Annotated in this window: 11 protein-coding genes; 1 reads left to right on the forward strand and 10 read right to left on the reverse strand. The window is 66.5% G+C overall.

The features are described 5' to 3' along the window. From QFZ41_RS02715 to asnB, 9 genes are all read right to left on the reverse strand, one after another. Positions 1-3,273, reverse strand: a complete 3,273-nt coding sequence (locus QFZ41_RS02715) for a maltotransferase domain-containing protein (RefSeq protein WP_429197346.1) — start codon at positions 3,271-3,273, stop codon at positions 1-3. Between the two features lie 157 nt (positions 3,274-3,430). After that, on the reverse strand, positions 3,431-4,066 hold the full coding sequence (locus tag QFZ41_RS02720; protein ID WP_429197347.1) for an FMN-binding negative transcriptional regulator: 636 nt from the start codon (positions 4,064-4,066) through the stop codon (positions 3,431-3,433). A 2-nt stretch (positions 4,067-4,068) separates the two neighbouring features. After that, a complete protein-coding gene (gene zipA, locus QFZ41_RS02725) occupies positions 4,069-5,079 on the reverse strand; it encodes a cell division protein ZipA (RefSeq protein ID WP_429197348.1) in 1,011 nt (336 codons plus the stop codon). 24 nt (positions 5,080-5,103) lie between these two features. Next, a complete protein-coding gene (gene smc / locus QFZ41_RS02730) occupies positions 5,104-8,604 on the reverse strand; it encodes a chromosome segregation protein SMC (protein WP_429197349.1) in 3,501 nt (1,166 codons plus the stop codon). A 313-nt stretch (positions 8,605-8,917) separates the two neighbouring features. Then, positions 8,918-9,184, reverse strand: coding sequence for a BolA family protein (locus QFZ41_RS02735; protein ID WP_429197350.1), 267 nt, complete (start codon positions 9,182-9,184; stop codon positions 8,918-8,920). Further along, positions 9,181-9,480, reverse strand: a complete 300-nt coding sequence (locus tag QFZ41_RS02740; RefSeq protein WP_429197351.1) for a YciI family protein — start codon at positions 9,478-9,480, stop codon at positions 9,181-9,183. The genes QFZ41_RS02735 and QFZ41_RS02740 overlap by 4 nt, the downstream gene beginning before the upstream one ends. A gap of 26 nt (positions 9,481-9,506) precedes the next feature. Next, positions 9,507-11,039 carry a lysine--tRNA ligase gene (gene lysS, locus QFZ41_RS02745; RefSeq protein ID WP_429197352.1) on the reverse strand — a complete coding sequence of 511 codons (1,533 nt, stop codon included), beginning with the start codon at positions 11,037-11,039 and terminating at the stop codon, positions 9,507-9,509. 59 nt (positions 11,040-11,098) lie between these two features. Beyond that, a protein-coding gene (gene prfB, locus QFZ41_RS02750) for a peptide chain release factor 2 (RefSeq protein WP_429197353.1) occupies positions 11,099-12,224 on the reverse strand; the annotation gives its coding sequence in 2 pieces (ribosomal slippage) (positions 11,099-12,148 and positions 12,150-12,224; 1,125 coding nt in all). A 205-nt stretch (positions 12,225-12,429) separates the two neighbouring features. After that, positions 12,430-14,100, reverse strand: a complete 1,671-nt coding sequence (asnB, locus tag QFZ41_RS02755) for an asparagine synthase B (RefSeq protein WP_429197354.1) — start codon at positions 14,098-14,100, stop codon at positions 12,430-12,432. Between the two features lie 342 nt (positions 14,101-14,442). On the opposite strand from asnB, the gene QFZ41_RS02760 reads away from it, so the two are divergent. Beyond that, on the forward strand, positions 14,443-14,874 hold the full coding sequence (locus QFZ41_RS02760) for a hypothetical protein (RefSeq protein WP_429197355.1): 432 nt from the start codon (positions 14,443-14,445) through the stop codon (positions 14,872-14,874). Here the strand turns inward: QFZ41_RS02760 and QFZ41_RS02765 are convergent. After that, entirely contained in the window at positions 14,838-16,193 is a 1,356-nt protein-coding gene (locus QFZ41_RS02765; protein ID WP_429197356.1) for a formimidoylglutamate deiminase, read from the reverse strand. The two genes, QFZ41_RS02760 and QFZ41_RS02765, sit on opposite strands and share 37 nt — an antisense overlap. Between the last annotated feature and the right edge of the window lie 11 nt (positions 16,194-16,204).

Genomic DNA, 16,204 nt, shown 5'->3' on the forward strand with positions numbered 1-16,204 from the left:
TCAGACTCCCGGAAGCCGCACGTGCCAGACCGCGTAAGGCTGGCCTAGGCCGAGCCATACATGCTGTGTCGAGCCGCGCCAGGTGATGGATCGGTTGTGCAAAAGGTCGTGGATATCCAACGGCGCATCCGGCGAAAGTCCCCAGTCGCCAAGCGGCAGGCTCAGGTCGGCGGCCTGGGCGTTGAACGGATCCATGCTGATCGCCACGAGGACGAGGTCGTCGCCCGCCCGCTTTTCGAAGAACAACACCTGGTCGTTGTTCGCCGGGAGGAAGCGCACGCCCAGGTGCGTCTGCAAGGCGGGGTGCGCGCGGCGGATCCGGTTCAACTGCGTGATCTCCGCCACGATGTTGCCGGGAGCGTCGAAATCGCGGACGCGGATTTCATACTTCTCCGAATCCAGGTATTCCTCCTTGCCGGGAACCGGTGCCGATTCGCAGATCTCGAAACCGGAGTACATGCCCCAGAGACCCGACAAGGTGGTCGCCAGCGCGGCGCGGATAAGGAATCCCGGGCGCCCGGAGGTCTGCAGGAAATACGGGTTGATGTCCGGCGTGTTCACGAAGAAGTTCGGCCGGAAGAAATCCTTCGGCGGCGTGGTGGTCAACTCGGTCAGGTAGTCGATGAACTCCTGCTTGGAGTTACGCCACGTGAAATAGGTGTACGACTGGCTGAAGCCGACCTTGGCCAGGCGGTACATCGGCTTGGGGCGCGTGAACGCCTCGGAAAGGAACAGCACATCCGGGTATTTCGCACGCACCCGCGCGATCATCCACTCCCAGAACGGAAAGGGTTTCGTGTGCGGATTATCCACGCGGAACGTGCGCACGCCCTCGGCCGCCCACAACAGCACCACGTCGCATAGCGCCTGCCATAGCGACGGAATCGCGCCTTCGGCGTAGAAGTCGACATTGACGATGTCCTGGTATTTCTTCGGCGGGTTTTCCGCGTACTTGATGCTGCCGTCCGGGCGCCAGTCGAACCACTCGGGGTGTTCCTTCAACCATGGATGATCGGGCGAGCACTGGATCGCGAAATCCAGCGCCAGTTCCAGGCCATGGGCGTGGGCGGCATCGCGCAGCGCACGGAAGTCGTCGAGCGTGCCCAGCTGCGGATGGATCGCCGTGTGGCCGCCTTCCGGCGATCCGATGGCATACGGGCTGCCCGGATCGTTCGGGCCGGGGCTTAGCGTATTGTTCGGTCCCTTGCGGAACGCCGTGCCGATCGGGTGGATCGGCGGGAAATACAGCACGTCGAAGCCCATGTCGCGAATCGCGGGAAGGCGGGCGATCGTGCCGCGAAACGTGCCGTGCTTCTCCTTCGCGCCGGTCATCGAACGCGGGAACAGTTCGTACCAGCTCGCGAATCCGGCCTCCCGGCGATCCACTTCGATAACGTACGGACCGGCCATGCTCGAACGCTCTCGGGGGTCGGTCGCGGTCATCAATTCCAGCGTGCCGTCGGCGAGCAGGATTTCCAGCCGGTCATCTCCTTCCGCCTTGGCCACCGCCGCGGCGAGATGGCGCAACGCCTTCGCCTTCGGGCCGGCCGCGTCCTTCGCGCGCGCTTCCACCAGCAACCTGCCCTCCTCCAGTTCCAGGGCGACAGGTACCTTGGCGGCGTGCTTCACTTCGATCTCGTGCCGGTAGGTGGCGAACGGGTCGTGCCATGCCTCGATCTGGAATTCGTAACGGCCGATCCGCGTCGGCGTGAAACTGGCCGTATGGATGTCGTTGTCGACGAAGGTCATCGGCGTCTCGCGCCAGGCCTTTTCGTCCTGCGCGCGATATCGCAGGCGCGCCGAAAGCACGTCGTGGCCGTCCATGAAGATATCCGCCGTGACGGTCACGGGCTGTCCAACGAGGCGCTTGGCGGGGAACCGTCCTTCGTCGACCGTCGGCGTCACCGCCTCGATGATCACGCGGGGCGCGCGCGTCGAGGCTTGCAGGAATTCCTTCTGCGCCGTGGCGCCGAGCTTCCGCTTCGCCGGCGCCGATGGCGTGCCCCGAAGGGTCAGCACCGCGCCGGGCGCCAGGGCCACCCCGTCGCCCTGGTCGAAGACCTTGCGACCATCCGGCGTGGTCCACGGCGCGAAATGCGCCGCGGTGCCGGACAGGGCTTCCGCCGCCGCGACGGGCACCTCGCGATCCAGCGACGCGTTCACCAGCGTGAGCGTGGCTTGTTCCGCGGTGCGGGGATCGGCGCCGTCGACGGTGAGGAACATCGCCACGCCATGCGCCGTCCTGATCGAGGGCGGTCCCGGCATGCGCTCGCCCACCGCGGCATTCGCCGCTTTCACGGTCGCGGTGACGTCGAGCACCGCATCCTTCGCCATCGCTGCCGGCGTCACCGGCTGACCGCGTCGTGGATCGAGGGCATCGTGCGCGGCGTATTCGAAACCGAGCGGCATGAGCCAGCCCGCGGGCGAGGTGGCGCTGAAGGCGATCGCGCGGCAATACGCGCGATCCAACTGGTTCTCCTCGCCCAGTTCGTCGCCCAGCCGCGTCGCGAACGGTGCTTCCGCGCAGGCGAGCACGGGAGCCAAGGTGTCGAGACGTTCGGCCTCCTCCGCGAACCAGGGCGCGCGGAAGTCCCACCAGTTGGCCGACGAGACCACCGCGTCGAAACCGGAGCCGCGCAACGCAGTCACTTCCTCGGGCGTGAGTCCCGGTGTCCACGCCAGGAATGCAACGCGCGGCGCATCGGTCCGCACGGTGTCGGCCAGCGTCTTCCACACGGCCGCACCGAGACGCTGCGGATGAACCAGGCGGAATCCCGAGACGCCCGCGGCCGTCCAGCGGCGCAAGCGATCGATCCACCACTGGCAGGCCGCGTCGACCACGCCTGGGTCGTTGAACCGCCACCTCGCACTGTCGCTTTCGCTCGGCGTCCACCGTGGATCGGGCGTGCCATGTTGCGCGGCGACCGCGCGGAACCACTCCGGATGTTCCAGGCGCACGGGCGCATCCGCAGCCAGTTCATCCAGGGGCAGGTCGAGCCACAGTTCCAGGTCATGCGCACGACATGCCTTGGCGATCTGCGCAAGGCGCGTCGTGGCATCGCCGTCCGCGCCGAGGGCCGGATGCAGCCGGTCGAAGTCGCGTGTCACGAAGACATCGCCGCAAGCCGACGGCTCGAAGGGCGGCGCGACAAGCAGCTGGCGAAACCCGAGCGCCGCCGCGTGTTCGATCCACGCGTTCCAGGCGGTCAGCGGCCCCGCCAGGAGCGGGTGCAGGTAATAAATGCGAAATGGCGCACACGGACTGGCCGACATGTGACTCGCGTTCCTCGAAGATGGAGACGAGCATGCCGGGCCGGATGTATGCATCGTGCCAATGACCCGGGCACGCGAAGACCACGACAGTGACGCAGAGGGGTGTTGCGGCAGTGTGAATGCACACCGCAAGGGCGGTCCGGCAGGAGCCGGACCACTAGCCTTCGAACGATCGCATGGCCCGGGCGATGGCTTGTTCGTCGTCGCCGGTCCGTTCGGCGAGCAGGGCCGCGGCACCTTGGCGATCTTCCGCCGTGCGGTTTTGTCCCAACTTCCATTTTCCCTCGATGCGATCGAGGGGCATGCGGATGCCGACGATGCCCTTGAGCATGCTGGCGACGTAATCGCCGGGCGCGTCGTCCAGTCGCCATGGGCGTGGCTGGGCCGCGTCCGTTTCGGATTGACCGGTCAGGCGTACGAGCAAGGCGCGAAGGCGCGCCGGGTCGACGAAGGTTTCGGGCACGCCATAGGCATGCACCGCGATGTAGTTCCAGGTCGGCACCTCGCGATGATGCGTGGCCTTGCCGGGGTATCCGTTCGGCGAGATGTAAGCGTGTGGGCCCGCGAAGATCGCCAGGGCCTCGCCAGCGTGACGGGCGACATGGTCGTTGCCTTTCGCCACGTGGGCGTAAAGGGTTCCCCACGGGCCTTCGTCCGCTGCCAGTACGAAGGGCAGATGCGACGCCTCGATACCGCCCTCGCCCGCCGTCACCAGCATACCGAAGGCCATCTCGCGGATCGCTCCGTGCAGCACCGGCAGCCGTTCTTCGAGGAATGCCTTCGGCGTGTACATGCTTATTGGCCGAACTTGATCTCTTCGCCTTCGTGACCGCGATCCCAGCCGCGCAATTCGTCACGCATGTGCGCGATGCGCTGGCGACCCAGGGCATTGCGTTCCTCGTCGAGGACCAGGCCGTCGAGCAATTCGGCGAGGCGCTGCGCCGTGGGCAGCATCGCGTCCCACGCGTCCAGGGCCGACACCGGCCCCGGCAAGGCCATGAAGAAGGACAGGCCGGGGGTCTGCAGCGTCGCGATGCGCGCCATGTCGAAATTGCCGGGTTTGACCAGGTTCGCCACGCTGAAGATGGGGCCGTGTTCCGGATGACCGTCGACGAGGCGATGGTAGATGCCCATGTCGCCGAACTCGAGGCCCGCCTTTTCAGCGGCGACCACCAGGTCGGAACCGTTGAATTTGCTGCCCTCGCGGGAAACGACATACAGGCTGACGATGCGCTCGACCGGCGCATGCGGCGGCCGGCGGCCCAGGTCGGAACGGGGCGGCGCCTTCGGCGGAGCCGCCGGTGCGGGAGTCGGAGCCGGGGCCGATGCGGGAGCCGGGACCGGAGCGGCGGCATGGAACGCGGGTTCATCGGTCTCGAAAGGCAGGTCCAGCCGCGGATCGATTCGCGCGGACGGGCCGCGGTTGGCGGGCTCGTCCTTCATCACCGGAGCGGCCGACGCCGTCCGCTCGCCCGCCAGAGAGGCGCCCAGTCGTTCCAGTTCGGCACGCAGGTCGACATCGAGTTCGCCTTGTGTCGCCTTGGGGCTGAACAGCGGATCGCCGGCGTCCTCGTCACGCGCACTGAACGATTCCCCGGCATCGGCCTCCCCTTCGTCCCGCTCGTCGCCGAACACCGGCTCGCGGCGCTCGCGCGCGCGCTCGGGCTGTTCCTGCAACGGCTTGCGGCGCCCCTGTTCCTTGCGGGGCTGACCGAACAGCCAGAGCAACACGAGCGCGACGATGCCGACGAAGAGCATCGGGATGCCTACTGCGGGATTCCAGGCGAGGCCGATGGCGGGATTCATGGTTCGATTCCTTGGATGTGATGCTTAGGCGACGCCGACGAGCTTGGTCGCCTCGGCCAGGTCGACCTGGACGAGACGCGATACGCCTGGTTCGCGCATGGTAACGCCACAGAGCTGGTGCGCGGCTTCCATGGTGGCCTTGTTGTGGCTCACGAAGATGAACTGCACCTTCTCGCTCATCTCGCGGACCATGGCCGAGAAGCGGCCCACGTTGGCCTCGTCCAGCGGTGCGTCCACCTCGTCCAGGAGACAGAACGGCGCGGGATTGAGTCCGAAGATCGCGAACACCAGGGACACCGCGGTCAGCGCCTTCTCGCCGCCGGAAAGCAGCGTGATGTTGGACACGCGCTTGCCGGGAGGCCGGGCCATGATCGCCACGCCGGTATCGAGAAGGTCTTCGCCGGTGAGTTCGAGATACGCATGGCCACCACCGAACAGGCGTGGGAACAGTTCCTGCACGCCCGCATTGACGCGGTCGAAGGTTTCCTTGAAGCGCTGGCGCGTTTCGCGATCGATTTTCTTGATCGCGCCTTCGAGCGTTTCGAGAGCGCTGGCGAGATCGGTCAGTTGCGCATCGAGGTATTCCTTGCGCTGCGACTGCTCGGCGTGTTCCTGGATGGCCGCAAGGTTGACCGGCTCCAGGCGCGCGATCTTTTGTGAAAGATCGACCAACTGCTGCTGCCAACGTTCCGGCTCGGCATCTTCGGCGAGTTCGGCGAGCAAGGCCTCCAGTTCGAGCCCGGAGGCGGCGATGGCTTCGGCAAGCTGTTCCGCGCGCAATTGCAGTGCCTGAGCCGCGAGACGCTTCTCCGACACGCTCTCGCGCACCTGGTTCAGCACGTGCTCGATGCGCTGGCGTTCTTGCTCCAGGCGGCGGAATTCGGCGTCGCAGTCTTCCAGGGCGCGCCGCGCTTCCACCAACTGCTTGTCGACCAGCAGGCGCTGGTCGAGGTAGGTCTGCCGCTCGGCCTCGAGCTCGGCGATGGGGTCGGATCCGGCGGCGAGCTGTTGGTCGATCTCGTCGCGGCGAGCCACCACCTGGCGAAGCTGCGTATCGAGGCGGCCCAGCGCCTGTTCCAGCGAACCGAGCGCGGAACGCTTGGATTCCATGCTCAACGCGAGCTGGTGCGCCTGGTCGGCTGCCTCGCGCGCGTTGATGCGCGCTTCCTCGCGTGCCTCGAGCAATTCGCGCCGTTCGTTCTCCAGGCCACGGCGCTCGTCTTCCCGGTCGCCCATGTGCCCCACCGCCTCGTCGAGACGGGCGCGCGCCTCGCGGGTCTGCCCCTCGAGTTCGTCGAGCTGCTCTACGATGACCGAGATCTCGCCACCGACTTTCTCGGCACGGGCACGAGCCGTTTCCATCTTGCCGCGATGGCTCTGCAACTGACCGGCCAGTTCGGAAAGCCGGCGGTGCGCGGCGTAGAGGTCGCGCTGCGCATCGTCGCGCAGGCGCTCGGTCTCGAACTTGCGGGCACGCAGGGTTTCCAGCTGCTCGGTGCGTTCCTCGATGGAAGCCTCGAGCGTCTCGATCTGTTCGGCGAGCTGGCGGATGTCGCGCTCGCGGGCGAGCACGCCTACCTGGTTGCCCTGCGCGCGCAGCACGCGGGCCCAGCCCGGGCCCATCCAGGCGCCATCGCGGGTGATCACCGACTGGTGCGGCGCCAGCGAGGCGAGCCGCGAGGCGGCTTCCTCGACCGAATCGGCCACGAAGACATGACCGAGCAGGTTCACCGCGGCGAGCGGGCCACGTACATGGGCTGCCAGCGTGCCGGCGCTGCCGGGACCGCCTTGCTCGCGCGCGAACAAGGCGACGTCGGCCTGGCCCAGCGCCTCGAATTCCGGCGTCAGCGCATCCGGGGCGTCGACCAGCACGCCGTCGAGCACGCCGGCCAGCACGGTTTCCACGGCGGATTCGTAACCGGCGTCCACTTGCAGGGATTCACCGAGGCGGCGCGAGCGGTCCAGACCCAGGCGGGCCAGCCAGCCGCTGGCGGCGGTTTCTTCCTGGCCCAGCGCCGCGCTTTGCAAGGCTTCCAGCGAGGCCTGGCGGCCGCGTGCGGTCTGCAATTGCTGGCGTGCGTCGTTCAACGCCGACTGCACCTGACGCTCTTCGTCGAGCACGCGCTCGTAGGCGACCTTGTGCTGGTCGAGCACGCCGCCGAGTTGCTCCACGCGTTCACGCTGGGTCTCGTGTTCGGTGTCCAGTTGTTCGGCGGCCGCATCGAGCGCGGCGACGTCGGTGGCGCGCTGTTCGGCTTCGAGCGCCTCGCGGCGCTTGGACAGGTCGACCGCCTGACGGTCGAGGTAGGCCAGCTTGGTGCGCTCCACTTCGGCTGCGCGGCTGGATTCGGAAGCGCCACGCGTATGCGTGTCCCAACGTTGCTGCCAGTCGGCGAGCTTGGCTTCCGTCGCGCGCTGCGCCTCGCCCGTCTCGTCCTGGATCTGCTGCAACGCTTCCAGTTTCGGCTCGCCTTCGGCCAGCGCCATGCGCAAGGCCTCGATCTGCTCCCGGTCGGCGCCGATATGGCCCAGCAGTTCCTCGTATTCCCGTTCGGCATCGGCTCGCGAACGCGTAAGGCGCTCGCTGAGATCGCGGTTGTGCCGTACCTGTTGCTCGACGCGAGCGATCTCGGCGCCGACCTTGTACACATCGGCCTGCACCTGGTTCATGTGTTCGCTGGCGCCCTGGTGGCGCTCGCGCACGCTCTCCAGCTGCGCCTCGACCTGGCGCTGCGTGGCGAGGTGTTTCTCGATCTCCAACTCGGCCTCGCGCAGGCCGGAGCCCTCGCCCTCATGGCGGCGATGCAGCGTGCGGTATTCCAGCGCGCGCAACTCGGCCTCGCGGCGGGTGTGTTCTTCCTTGAACGCTTTCCAGCGCTCGGCGGCGCGGGCCTGGCGATTCAGGTGGTCGAGCTGTTTCTCGACCTCGTCGCGCACGTCGCGCACGCGGTCGAGGTTCTCGCGCGTGGACTTGATGCGGCTCTCGGTTTCCTTGCGGCGCTCCTTGTACTTGGAGATGCCGGCGGCTTCCTCCAGGTGGGTGCGCAGTTCCTCGGGGGCGGCCTCGATGATCTGGCTGATCATGCCCTGCTCGATGATCGAGTAGGAACGAGGGCCGAGGCCCGTACCGAGGAAGAGATCGGTGATATCGCGCCGGCGGCAACGCGCACCGTTGAGGAAATAGGCGGACTGGCCGTCGCGGCTGACCACGCGCTTCACCGAGATCTCGGCGAAGCTGGCGTATTCGCCCTGGATGGTGGCGTCGCTATTGTCGAAGATCAGTTCGACCGTGGCCTGGCCCACCGGTTTGCGCGCGCTCGAACCGGAAAAGATGACGTCGGTGAGCGAATCGCCACGCAAGCGGCTGGCGGCCGATTCACCCATCACCCATCGAATGGCGTCGATGATGTTCGACTTGCCGCAGCCGTTCGGGCCGACGACGCCGGTCATGTTGGTGGGCAGGTGCAGCGTGGTGGGGTCGACGAAGGACTTGAATCCCGCCAGCTTGATCGTGGTCAGACGCATTATGTTTTCCGTTGGGACGCGGCCGTGGGCTCCCGTTCGGAGCCTCCCCCTGGCTGATCGGTCACTTTGCCAAAGGGGGACGGGGTGCGCAATACACGAAGTAGCATGAGGTTAAAGCGCTAACCCATTGTTTTACCGAAAACCACCTTCCGACTCGATGAGCACAGCCTTTGTGGGAGCCATAACCTGGTGGGAGCCGCTTCAGCGGCGATCCCGCGGCAGCGGGCCGGGTTGCGGCAAGCACCCATCGCCGACAGGGTCGGCTCCCACCAGGTTATGGCTTCCCTGGCCAGGTTGGGGCCCCTGGCCCAGATTATGGTTCCCCGGGGGCTTTCGCCTCGATGGCCAGGGCGTGGATGCCGTCCGGCATCATCTCGGCCAGGGCCGCGTAGACCATGCGATGCCGCTGGATCGGGTTCTTGCCAGCGAAGGCCGGGCTGACGATGCGGGCGAGGAAATGACCCTTGCCCTCGCCCGAATGGCCCGCGTGCTTGTGGCCTTCGTCGATGACATCCAGCTGGACCGGAGCCAGGGCCTCGGTCAGCAGGGTGCGGATGCGCTCGACTTTTTCGACGGTCATGGCAGGGTCACGCGGAACGGGCGGACCGTCACTTCGCGATAAACGCCGGCCTCGACGTAAGGATCGACATCGGCCCAACTCTTCGCGGCCGCGAGATCGCCGAACTCGGCGATGATCATGCTTCCGTCGAAACCGGCCTCGCCCGGATCCTCGGCATCGATGGCCGGAAACGGGCCTGCCAGCTTGAGGCGTCCTTCATCGAGCAAAGCCTTCAACCGGGCGAGATGCGCAGGACGCGCGGCCACGCGCTTTTCTAGCGAGTTCGGATGGTCGAGGGCGACGATGGCATACCACATGGAAATCTCCGGATAACGGGGCTGGATCAGGCCTCGGGACGCATGGTCGGGAAGAGCAGCACATCGCGAATGGACGACGAGCCGGTCAGCAGCATGACGAGGCGGTCGATGCCCACGCCGAGGCCGCCGGTGGGTGGCAGGCCGACCTCGAGTGCGCGGATGTAATCGGCGTCGTAGTGCATGGCCTCGTCGTCGCCGGCATCCTTCGCATCCACCTGGGCCTGGAAGCGAGCGGCCTGGTCTTCGGAATCATTGAGCTCGGAGAAGCCGTTGGCGATCTCCTTGCCGTTGATGAACAACTCGAAACGGTCGGTGATGCCCTTGTCCGTATCGCTCTCGCGCGCCAGCGGCGAGACCTCGACCGGATGGTCGGTGATGAAGGTGGGCTGGATCAGGGTGTGCTCGACGGTGGCCTCGAAGACCTCCAGCAGCAACTTGCCCCAACCGTAAGAGGGCTTCACGTGGATGCCCAGGCGCTTCGCGTGAGCGGCCATGGCCTCCCGATCGCGCAGTTCGCCTGGCTTGATCTCGGGATTGAGTTCGAGGACGGCATCTTCCATGCGCCAGCGGCGGAACGCCGGGCCGAGATCGACCATGGCGCCGTCCCATTCGATGACCGTGTCGCCGACCACGTCGGTGGCCGCGGAACGGATCATGCCCTCGGTGATGTCCATGATCTCGTGGTACGTGGCGTAGGCCTGGTACAGCTCGAGCATCGTGAACTCGGGGTTGTGCCGCGTGGACACGCCCTCGTTGCGGAAGTTGCGATTGATCTCGTAGACGCGGTCGAAGCCGCCGACGACGAGGCGCTTGAGGTACAGCTCTGGCGCCACGCGTAGGAACAAGGGGATGTCCAGCGCATTGTGGTGGGTGGTGAACGGACGCGCCGTAGCGCCGCCGGGGATGACGTGCATCATCGGCGTTTCCACTTCCATGAAGCGGCGCGGCTCGGCCTCGAGCCAGCGGCGCACGTGGCTGATGATCTTCGAGCGCAGCGCGAACGTGCGGCGCGACTCCTCGGTGACGATGAGGTCGACATAGCGCTGGCGATAGCGCTGCTCCACGTCGGCCAGGCCGTGGTGCTTGTCGGGCAGGCCGCGCAACGACTTCGTCAGCAGGCGGATGGTATCGACCTTGACCGAAAGTTCGCCGGTCTTGGTGCGCATGAGCACGCCCGTGGCGCCGACGATGTCACCGAGATCCCAGCGCTTGAAGGTCTCATAGGCTTCCTCGCCCAGCGTGCCCTGATGGACGAACAACTGGACGCGGCCCGTGCCGTCCTGCATCTGCACGAAGCTGACCTTGCCCTGCCCGCGCATGAGAATGATGCGGCCGGCGACGGCGACGCGGCGCGGAGCGGCCTCGATGGCCTCCGCGGTCCAGGCGTCCTTGTCGGCGAATTCGGCCTGAAGGTCACCCGCGAAGCTGTCGACCTTGAAGTCGTTCGGATAGGCGATGCCCTGCGCGCGCAGCGCTTTCAGTTTCTCGCGTCGCTCGGCGATGAGGCGGTTCTCGTCGGCGGCGATGGCGGAGGCTTCTGCGTTGGCGTTTTCGGTCATGGCGTGGATTGGCGGCTTCTTGGGTAGGAAACGGGGGCGCTGTCGCGCCCCGGCGTGGATCAGGCGTCGAGGCGTTTCGAACCGGCTTCGAGGCCGGCCTTGAGGCTCGCTTCGACGAATTCGTCGAGGTCGCCGTCGAGCACCTTCTGCGTATCCGAGCGTTCGATGCCCGTGCGCAGGTCCTTGATGCGGGACTGGTCGAGCACGTAGTTGCGGATCTGGCTGCCCCAGCCGATGTCGGACTTGGTCGCTTCCAGCGCGTCCTTCTCGGCATTGCGCTTCTGCACTTCAAGCTCGTACAGCTTGGCCTTGAGCATCTTCATCGCGCGGTCGCGGTTGGCATGCTGGCTGCGTTCGGTCTGGCAGGCCACGACCGTGTTGGTTGGCACGTGCGTGATGCGCACCGCCGATTCGGTCTTGTTCACGTGCTGGCCACCGGCGCCGGACGAGCGGTAGACGTCGGTCCTGAGGTCGGCCGGATTGATGTCGATCTCGATGTCGTCGTCCACTTCCGGGGAGACGAACACCGAGGTGAAGCTGGTGTGCCGGCGATTGTCGGAGTCGAACGGGCTCTTGCGGACCAGGCGGTGCACGCCGATCTCGGTCTTGAGCCAGCCGTAGGCGTAATCGCCCTCCACGCGGAAGGTGGCGGACTTGATGCCCGCGACTTCACCCGCGCTGACTTCCATCAATTCGGTTTTCCAGCCGCGCGACTCGGCCCAGCGCAGGTACATGCGCAGCAGCATTTCGGCCCAGTCCTGCGCTTCCGTGCCGCCGGCACCGGCCTGCACGTCGACGAAGGCGGCCGCCGAGTCGAGCTCGCCGGAGAACATGCGCTGGAATTCGAGCTTGCCCACGCGGGCTTCGACCTTGTTCAGGTCGGCGACGATCGACTGCACGGTGGCCTCGTCGCCATCGGCGGCGGCCATCTCGAGCAGTTCCTTCGAATCGTCGAGGGTGCCGGTCATCTCGTCGATGCCGGTGACGATGCCATCGAGCTGGGCGCGCTCGCGACCCAGTTCCTGCGCGCGTTTGGGGTCGTCCCAGACGGTGGGGCTTTCCAGTTCGCGATTGACTTCTTCTAGGCGTTCTTTCTTGACAGGGTAGTCAAAGGTACCCCCTAAGCGACTCGACACGGCCCCTGAGGTCCGCGATCTGCGCGAGGATCGGATTGGTCTCGATCATGGTTGGCATGCCTGGTGGTGCGGGCGCGGGACGCGCCGGCTAAAGCGGTGAATTCTAACAAATCGGGGCGTTCACCGCATGGCTGGTGGGGCTTCGGCGAGCACCCATCGCCGACAGGGTCGGCTCCCACCAGGCATTGGCCAGCCTGCCACCGAGCGTTGGCCAGCCTGCCACCGACATTGGGGCAGGCTGCCATCGGCCTGGATCAGGCTGGGAGGGCCTCCTGGTGTACGCCGCGGACGGCGCGGCCGGAGGGATCGGCCGCGGCGGCGAAGGCGGGGTCCCAGGCCAGCGCCGCCGGTGACGAGCACGCGATCGACTTGCCGCCGGGTACCGTGGCCGCGCAGGCCTCGCCGGGGAAGTGCTTCTCGAACAGCGTGCGGTAGAAGAAGGCTTCCTTGGTGGCCGGCGGGTTCAGCGGGAAACGGGCGGCGGCCGCGGCGAATTCGCGATCGGTGACCATCGTTTCCGCATGCGCCTTCAAGCCGTCGATCCAGCCATAACCCACGCCGTCGCTGAATTGCTCCTTCTGCCGCCAGAGGATCGATTCCGGGAGCGCGCCCTGGAAGGCCTCGCGCAGGATGCCCTTCTCGATGCCCTTGCGCGCCACCATCTTCGCTTCCGCATCGAACGACATGGCGGTCTCCAGGAATTCGGTGTCGAGGAAAGGCACGCGTGCCTCGACACCCCATGCCGACATCGATTTGTTCGCACGCAGGCAATCGTAATAGTGCAGCGCGTCGAGCTTGCGGATCGTTTCCTCGTGGAACGCACGCGCCGAGGGCGCCTTGTGGAAATAGAGATAACCGCCGAACACCTCGTCCGAACCTTCTCCGGAGAGCACCATCTTCACCCCCATCGCCTTGATCCGCCGCGCGAGCAGGAACATGGGCGTGGAAGCGCGGATCGTGGTGACATCGTAGGTCTCGATGTGGCGGATCACTTCCGGTAGCGCGTCGAGACCTTCCTCGAAGGTATAGCGGAACCCGTGGTGCACGGTGCCGAGGGCTTCGGCGGCGATCTCGGCGGCTTTCAGGTCGGGCGAGCCTTCCAGTCCGATCGCGAAGGAATGCAGGCGTGGCCACCACGCCTCGCCACGGTCGTCCTCCTCGATGCGGCGGCGCGCGAATCCCGCGGCCACCGCGGCGACCAGCGAGGAATCCAGGCCACCTGAAAGCAGCACGCCATAAGGCACGTCGGTCATCATCTGCCGATGCACGGCCGCCTCGAATGCGGCGCGCAGGGCGGCGGGCTCGATCGACTTGCCTCGGGTCGCGTCGTAATCACGCCAGTGGGGTGTCCAGTACGCCACCGCCTCGCCGCGCTCGCTGTCGTACACGTGCCCCGGCGGGAACGACGCTACATCCGCGCACACGCCGACCAGCGATTTCATCTCGGAGGCGACGCACAGGCGCCCTTCCCTGTCATGCCCCCAGTACAACGGGCAAACGCCGAGCGGATCGCGGGCGATGAGGAAGCGGCGCTTGCCGGCGTCCCACAGTGCGAAGGCGAAGATACCGTTGAGCTTGTCGAGGAAACCGGCACCGTGCTCGCGGTAGAGCGCATTGATCACTTCGCAATCCGAGCCGGTGGTGAAGGCGTAATCGCTGGCCGCACGGAGTTCGCGGTGGTTGTAGATCTCTCCGTTCACGGCCAGCGCGAGATCGCCTTCGGGCGAGCGCAACGGTTGCGCGCCGCTGGCGGGATCGACGATGGCGAGGCGCTCGTGAACGAGGATCGCGCCGTCATCGACATACACACCGCTCCAGTCCGGCCCACGATGGCGCTGTCGTTGCGAAAGCTCCATCGCCCGCGTACGCAAGGCGACAAGGTCGTCGCCAGCGGCGAGACCGAACATCCCGAAGATCGAACACATGGACCACTCTCCCGATGAGGAAAACGCGCAAAGAAAAAGGCCCGCCTGGTGAGGGCGGGCCTTTGGTGTACCGGTGGTTTCACTTGCAACCGCCTACACGCCGACCCTCCCGAGGTTCCGGGCATTATTGGTATTGGCGTTATTGGCGGTGAGGCGAATCATGGGTCGAATAGAGCATGATCCGGAGTTCGATGCAAGCACCCATCGCCGACAGGGTCGGCTCCCACCAGGCTTCGGAGAATGCGATGCTTGATGGGCCCCACCCACCCTTGCAGAATGCGATGCCTGGTGGGAGCCGACCCTGTCGGCGATACCAACGAAGCGACAGACACAGGTTTCCATATGAACACCCTGCTAGCCCTGGCCCTCATGTCCGCCACCACCCAGCCCGCGCCCACCTGGCTCGCCGGCGATTGGGAACCCTACAGCAACGCCTTCGCCGGCCTGCGCATGCTCAGCATCGGCAAGGACACCTTGAGCTGGAAAGGCTGCAAGAACGTCCACTTCGACGTGCTGGCATCCGAAGGTGATAGCGTGACGGTGCGCCTGGCTTCCGGCAGCACGTGTTCGCTCGACGACGAACCGCCGACACGCATGGACACCCTGCGCTTTACCCTGCGCGAAAATCATTGCGACCTGGGCGTGACGATCTACGCCTCGTCCGAAGCCGCGAAGAAGAATGAGCCCGCGGCGGAAGGCCTCTACGGCAAGCCAAAATGCCCCTCCGGCCCCGTGGGTCAGGCCGCCGCCAACCTCTCGACCACCACCCGGTAAGCCTGCGCGGCGGACGTCTCCGCCGTATGCACGAAGTCGCGTACGCGCCACTGCCCGCCCACCATGACATCGCGCACCAGCGGCGTGTTACCCGCGAACAGGAAGCTATCCACGACGTCCGCCTCCTCGCGCGCCGCAAGCAAGGGCGAACGGTCATCGAGAACGAGCAGGTCGGCGCGTGCGCCGGGAGACAGACGGCCCACGTCGATGCCCCCGGCGCGCGCTCCGCCATGCAATGCACGTTGCCAGAGCGCCGTGCCCACGCTTTCCTCGGGGCGCCGGGCCGCGACGTTGCGATGCCGCGTGAGCAGGCGCTGCCCGTATTCGAGCCAGCGAAGTTCCTCCACCGGCGAGACCGAGATGTGCGAGTCCGAGCCGATGCCGAAGGTGCCGCCGGCATCGATGAAGGCGGCCAGCGGGAACAGTCCGTCGCCCAGGTTGGCCTCGGTGGTCGGACACAGTCCCGCGACCGCGCCACTCCGGGCGAGGCGATCGGTTTCATGCCCGGTGAGGTGGGTCGCGTGCACAAGGGTCCACTGCGGACCGACGTCGGCGTGGTCGAGCAGCCATTCGACGGGGCGGGCACCTCGCACGGCGAGGCAATCCTGCACTTCGCCGATCTGCTCGGCGATATGGATGTGCACGGGGAGGCCCCGCGCGATGCCCGTCGCGAGGAGCGCGCGCATGGCTTCCTCAGGCACGGCACGTAACGAATGCAACGCGATGCCGAGGGAAAACATATCGTCCTGCATCGGCGCCAGCCGCTCCAGCAGACTGACGAATCCGCCCACGTCGTGTCGAAAGCGCTGCTGCCGCTCGTTCAACGGGCGGCCGTCGAAGCCGCCGGACATGTAAAGCACCGGCAGCAGCGTGAGGCCGATGCCCGCTTCCTTCGCCGCTTCCATGAGCGCCAGCGACATCGCCGCGGGATCGGCGTAGGGCACGCCACGCGGCCCGTGGTGCAGATAGTGGAACTCGCAGACCTGCGTGTAACCGGCCTTCACCATCTCCACGTAAAGCTGTGTCGCGATCGCCTTGAGGTCGTCGGGATCGATCGCTTCGGCGAACGCGTACATCGTTTCGCGCCACGTCCAGAAGCTGTCCTCGCCGGGGCCCCTGCGCTCGGCCAGCCCCGCCATGGCGCGCTGGAAGGCATGTGAGTGGAGGTTAGGCATGCCAGGGAGCACGAAGCGGCCGGCGCGCTCGGCGGCGCCGGTGGCCACGGCGAAGCGCCGGCCGGCCACGGCGAGCGGGGCATCCCCGGTGCGCCACGCGCCTTCCTGCCAGAAGAAGTCGGCGCTGAACGCGGTGGTCGACATGGCGTGTCCTT

The organism is Luteibacter sp. W1I16 (genome assembly GCF_050434905.1).
GTDB lineage: Bacteria > Pseudomonadota > Gammaproteobacteria > Xanthomonadales > Rhodanobacteraceae > Luteibacter.

Excerpts from the sequence above, each read along its gene's own strand:
- QFZ41_RS02760 (WP_429197355.1), top strand. The coding sequence starts at position 14,443 with ATGAACACCCTGCTAGCCCTGGCCCTCATGTCCGCCACCACCCAGCCC.
- smc (WP_429197349.1), bottom strand. The coding sequence starts at position 8,604 with ATGCGTCTGACCACGATCAAGCTGGCGGGATTCAAGTCCTTCGTCGAC.
- zipA (WP_429197348.1), bottom strand. The coding sequence starts at position 5,079 with ATGAATCCCGCCATCGGCCTCGCCTGGAATCCCGCAGTAGGCATCCCG.
- QFZ41_RS02740 (WP_429197351.1), bottom strand. The coding sequence starts at position 9,480 with ATGTGGTATGCCATCGTCGCCCTCGACCATCCGAACTCGCTAGAAAAG.
- asnB (WP_429197354.1), bottom strand. The coding sequence starts at position 14,100 with ATGTGTTCGATCTTCGGGATGTTCGGTCTCGCCGCTGGCGACGACCTT.
- QFZ41_RS02715 (WP_429197346.1), bottom strand. The coding sequence starts at position 3,273 with ATGTCGGCCAGTCCGTGTGCGCCATTTCGCATTTATTACCTGCACCCG.
- QFZ41_RS02720 (WP_429197347.1), bottom strand. The coding sequence starts at position 4,066 with ATGTACACGCCGAAGGCATTCCTCGAAGAACGGCTGCCGGTGCTGCAC.
- QFZ41_RS02735 (WP_429197350.1), bottom strand. The coding sequence starts at position 9,184 with ATGACCGTCGAAAAAGTCGAGCGCATCCGCACCCTGCTGACCGAGGCC.
- QFZ41_RS02765 (WP_429197356.1), bottom strand. The coding sequence starts at position 16,193 with ATGTCGACCACCGCGTTCAGCGCCGACTTCTTCTGGCAGGAAGGCGCG.
- lysS (WP_429197352.1), bottom strand. The coding sequence starts at position 11,039 with ATGACCGAAAACGCCAACGCAGAAGCCTCCGCCATCGCCGCCGACGAG.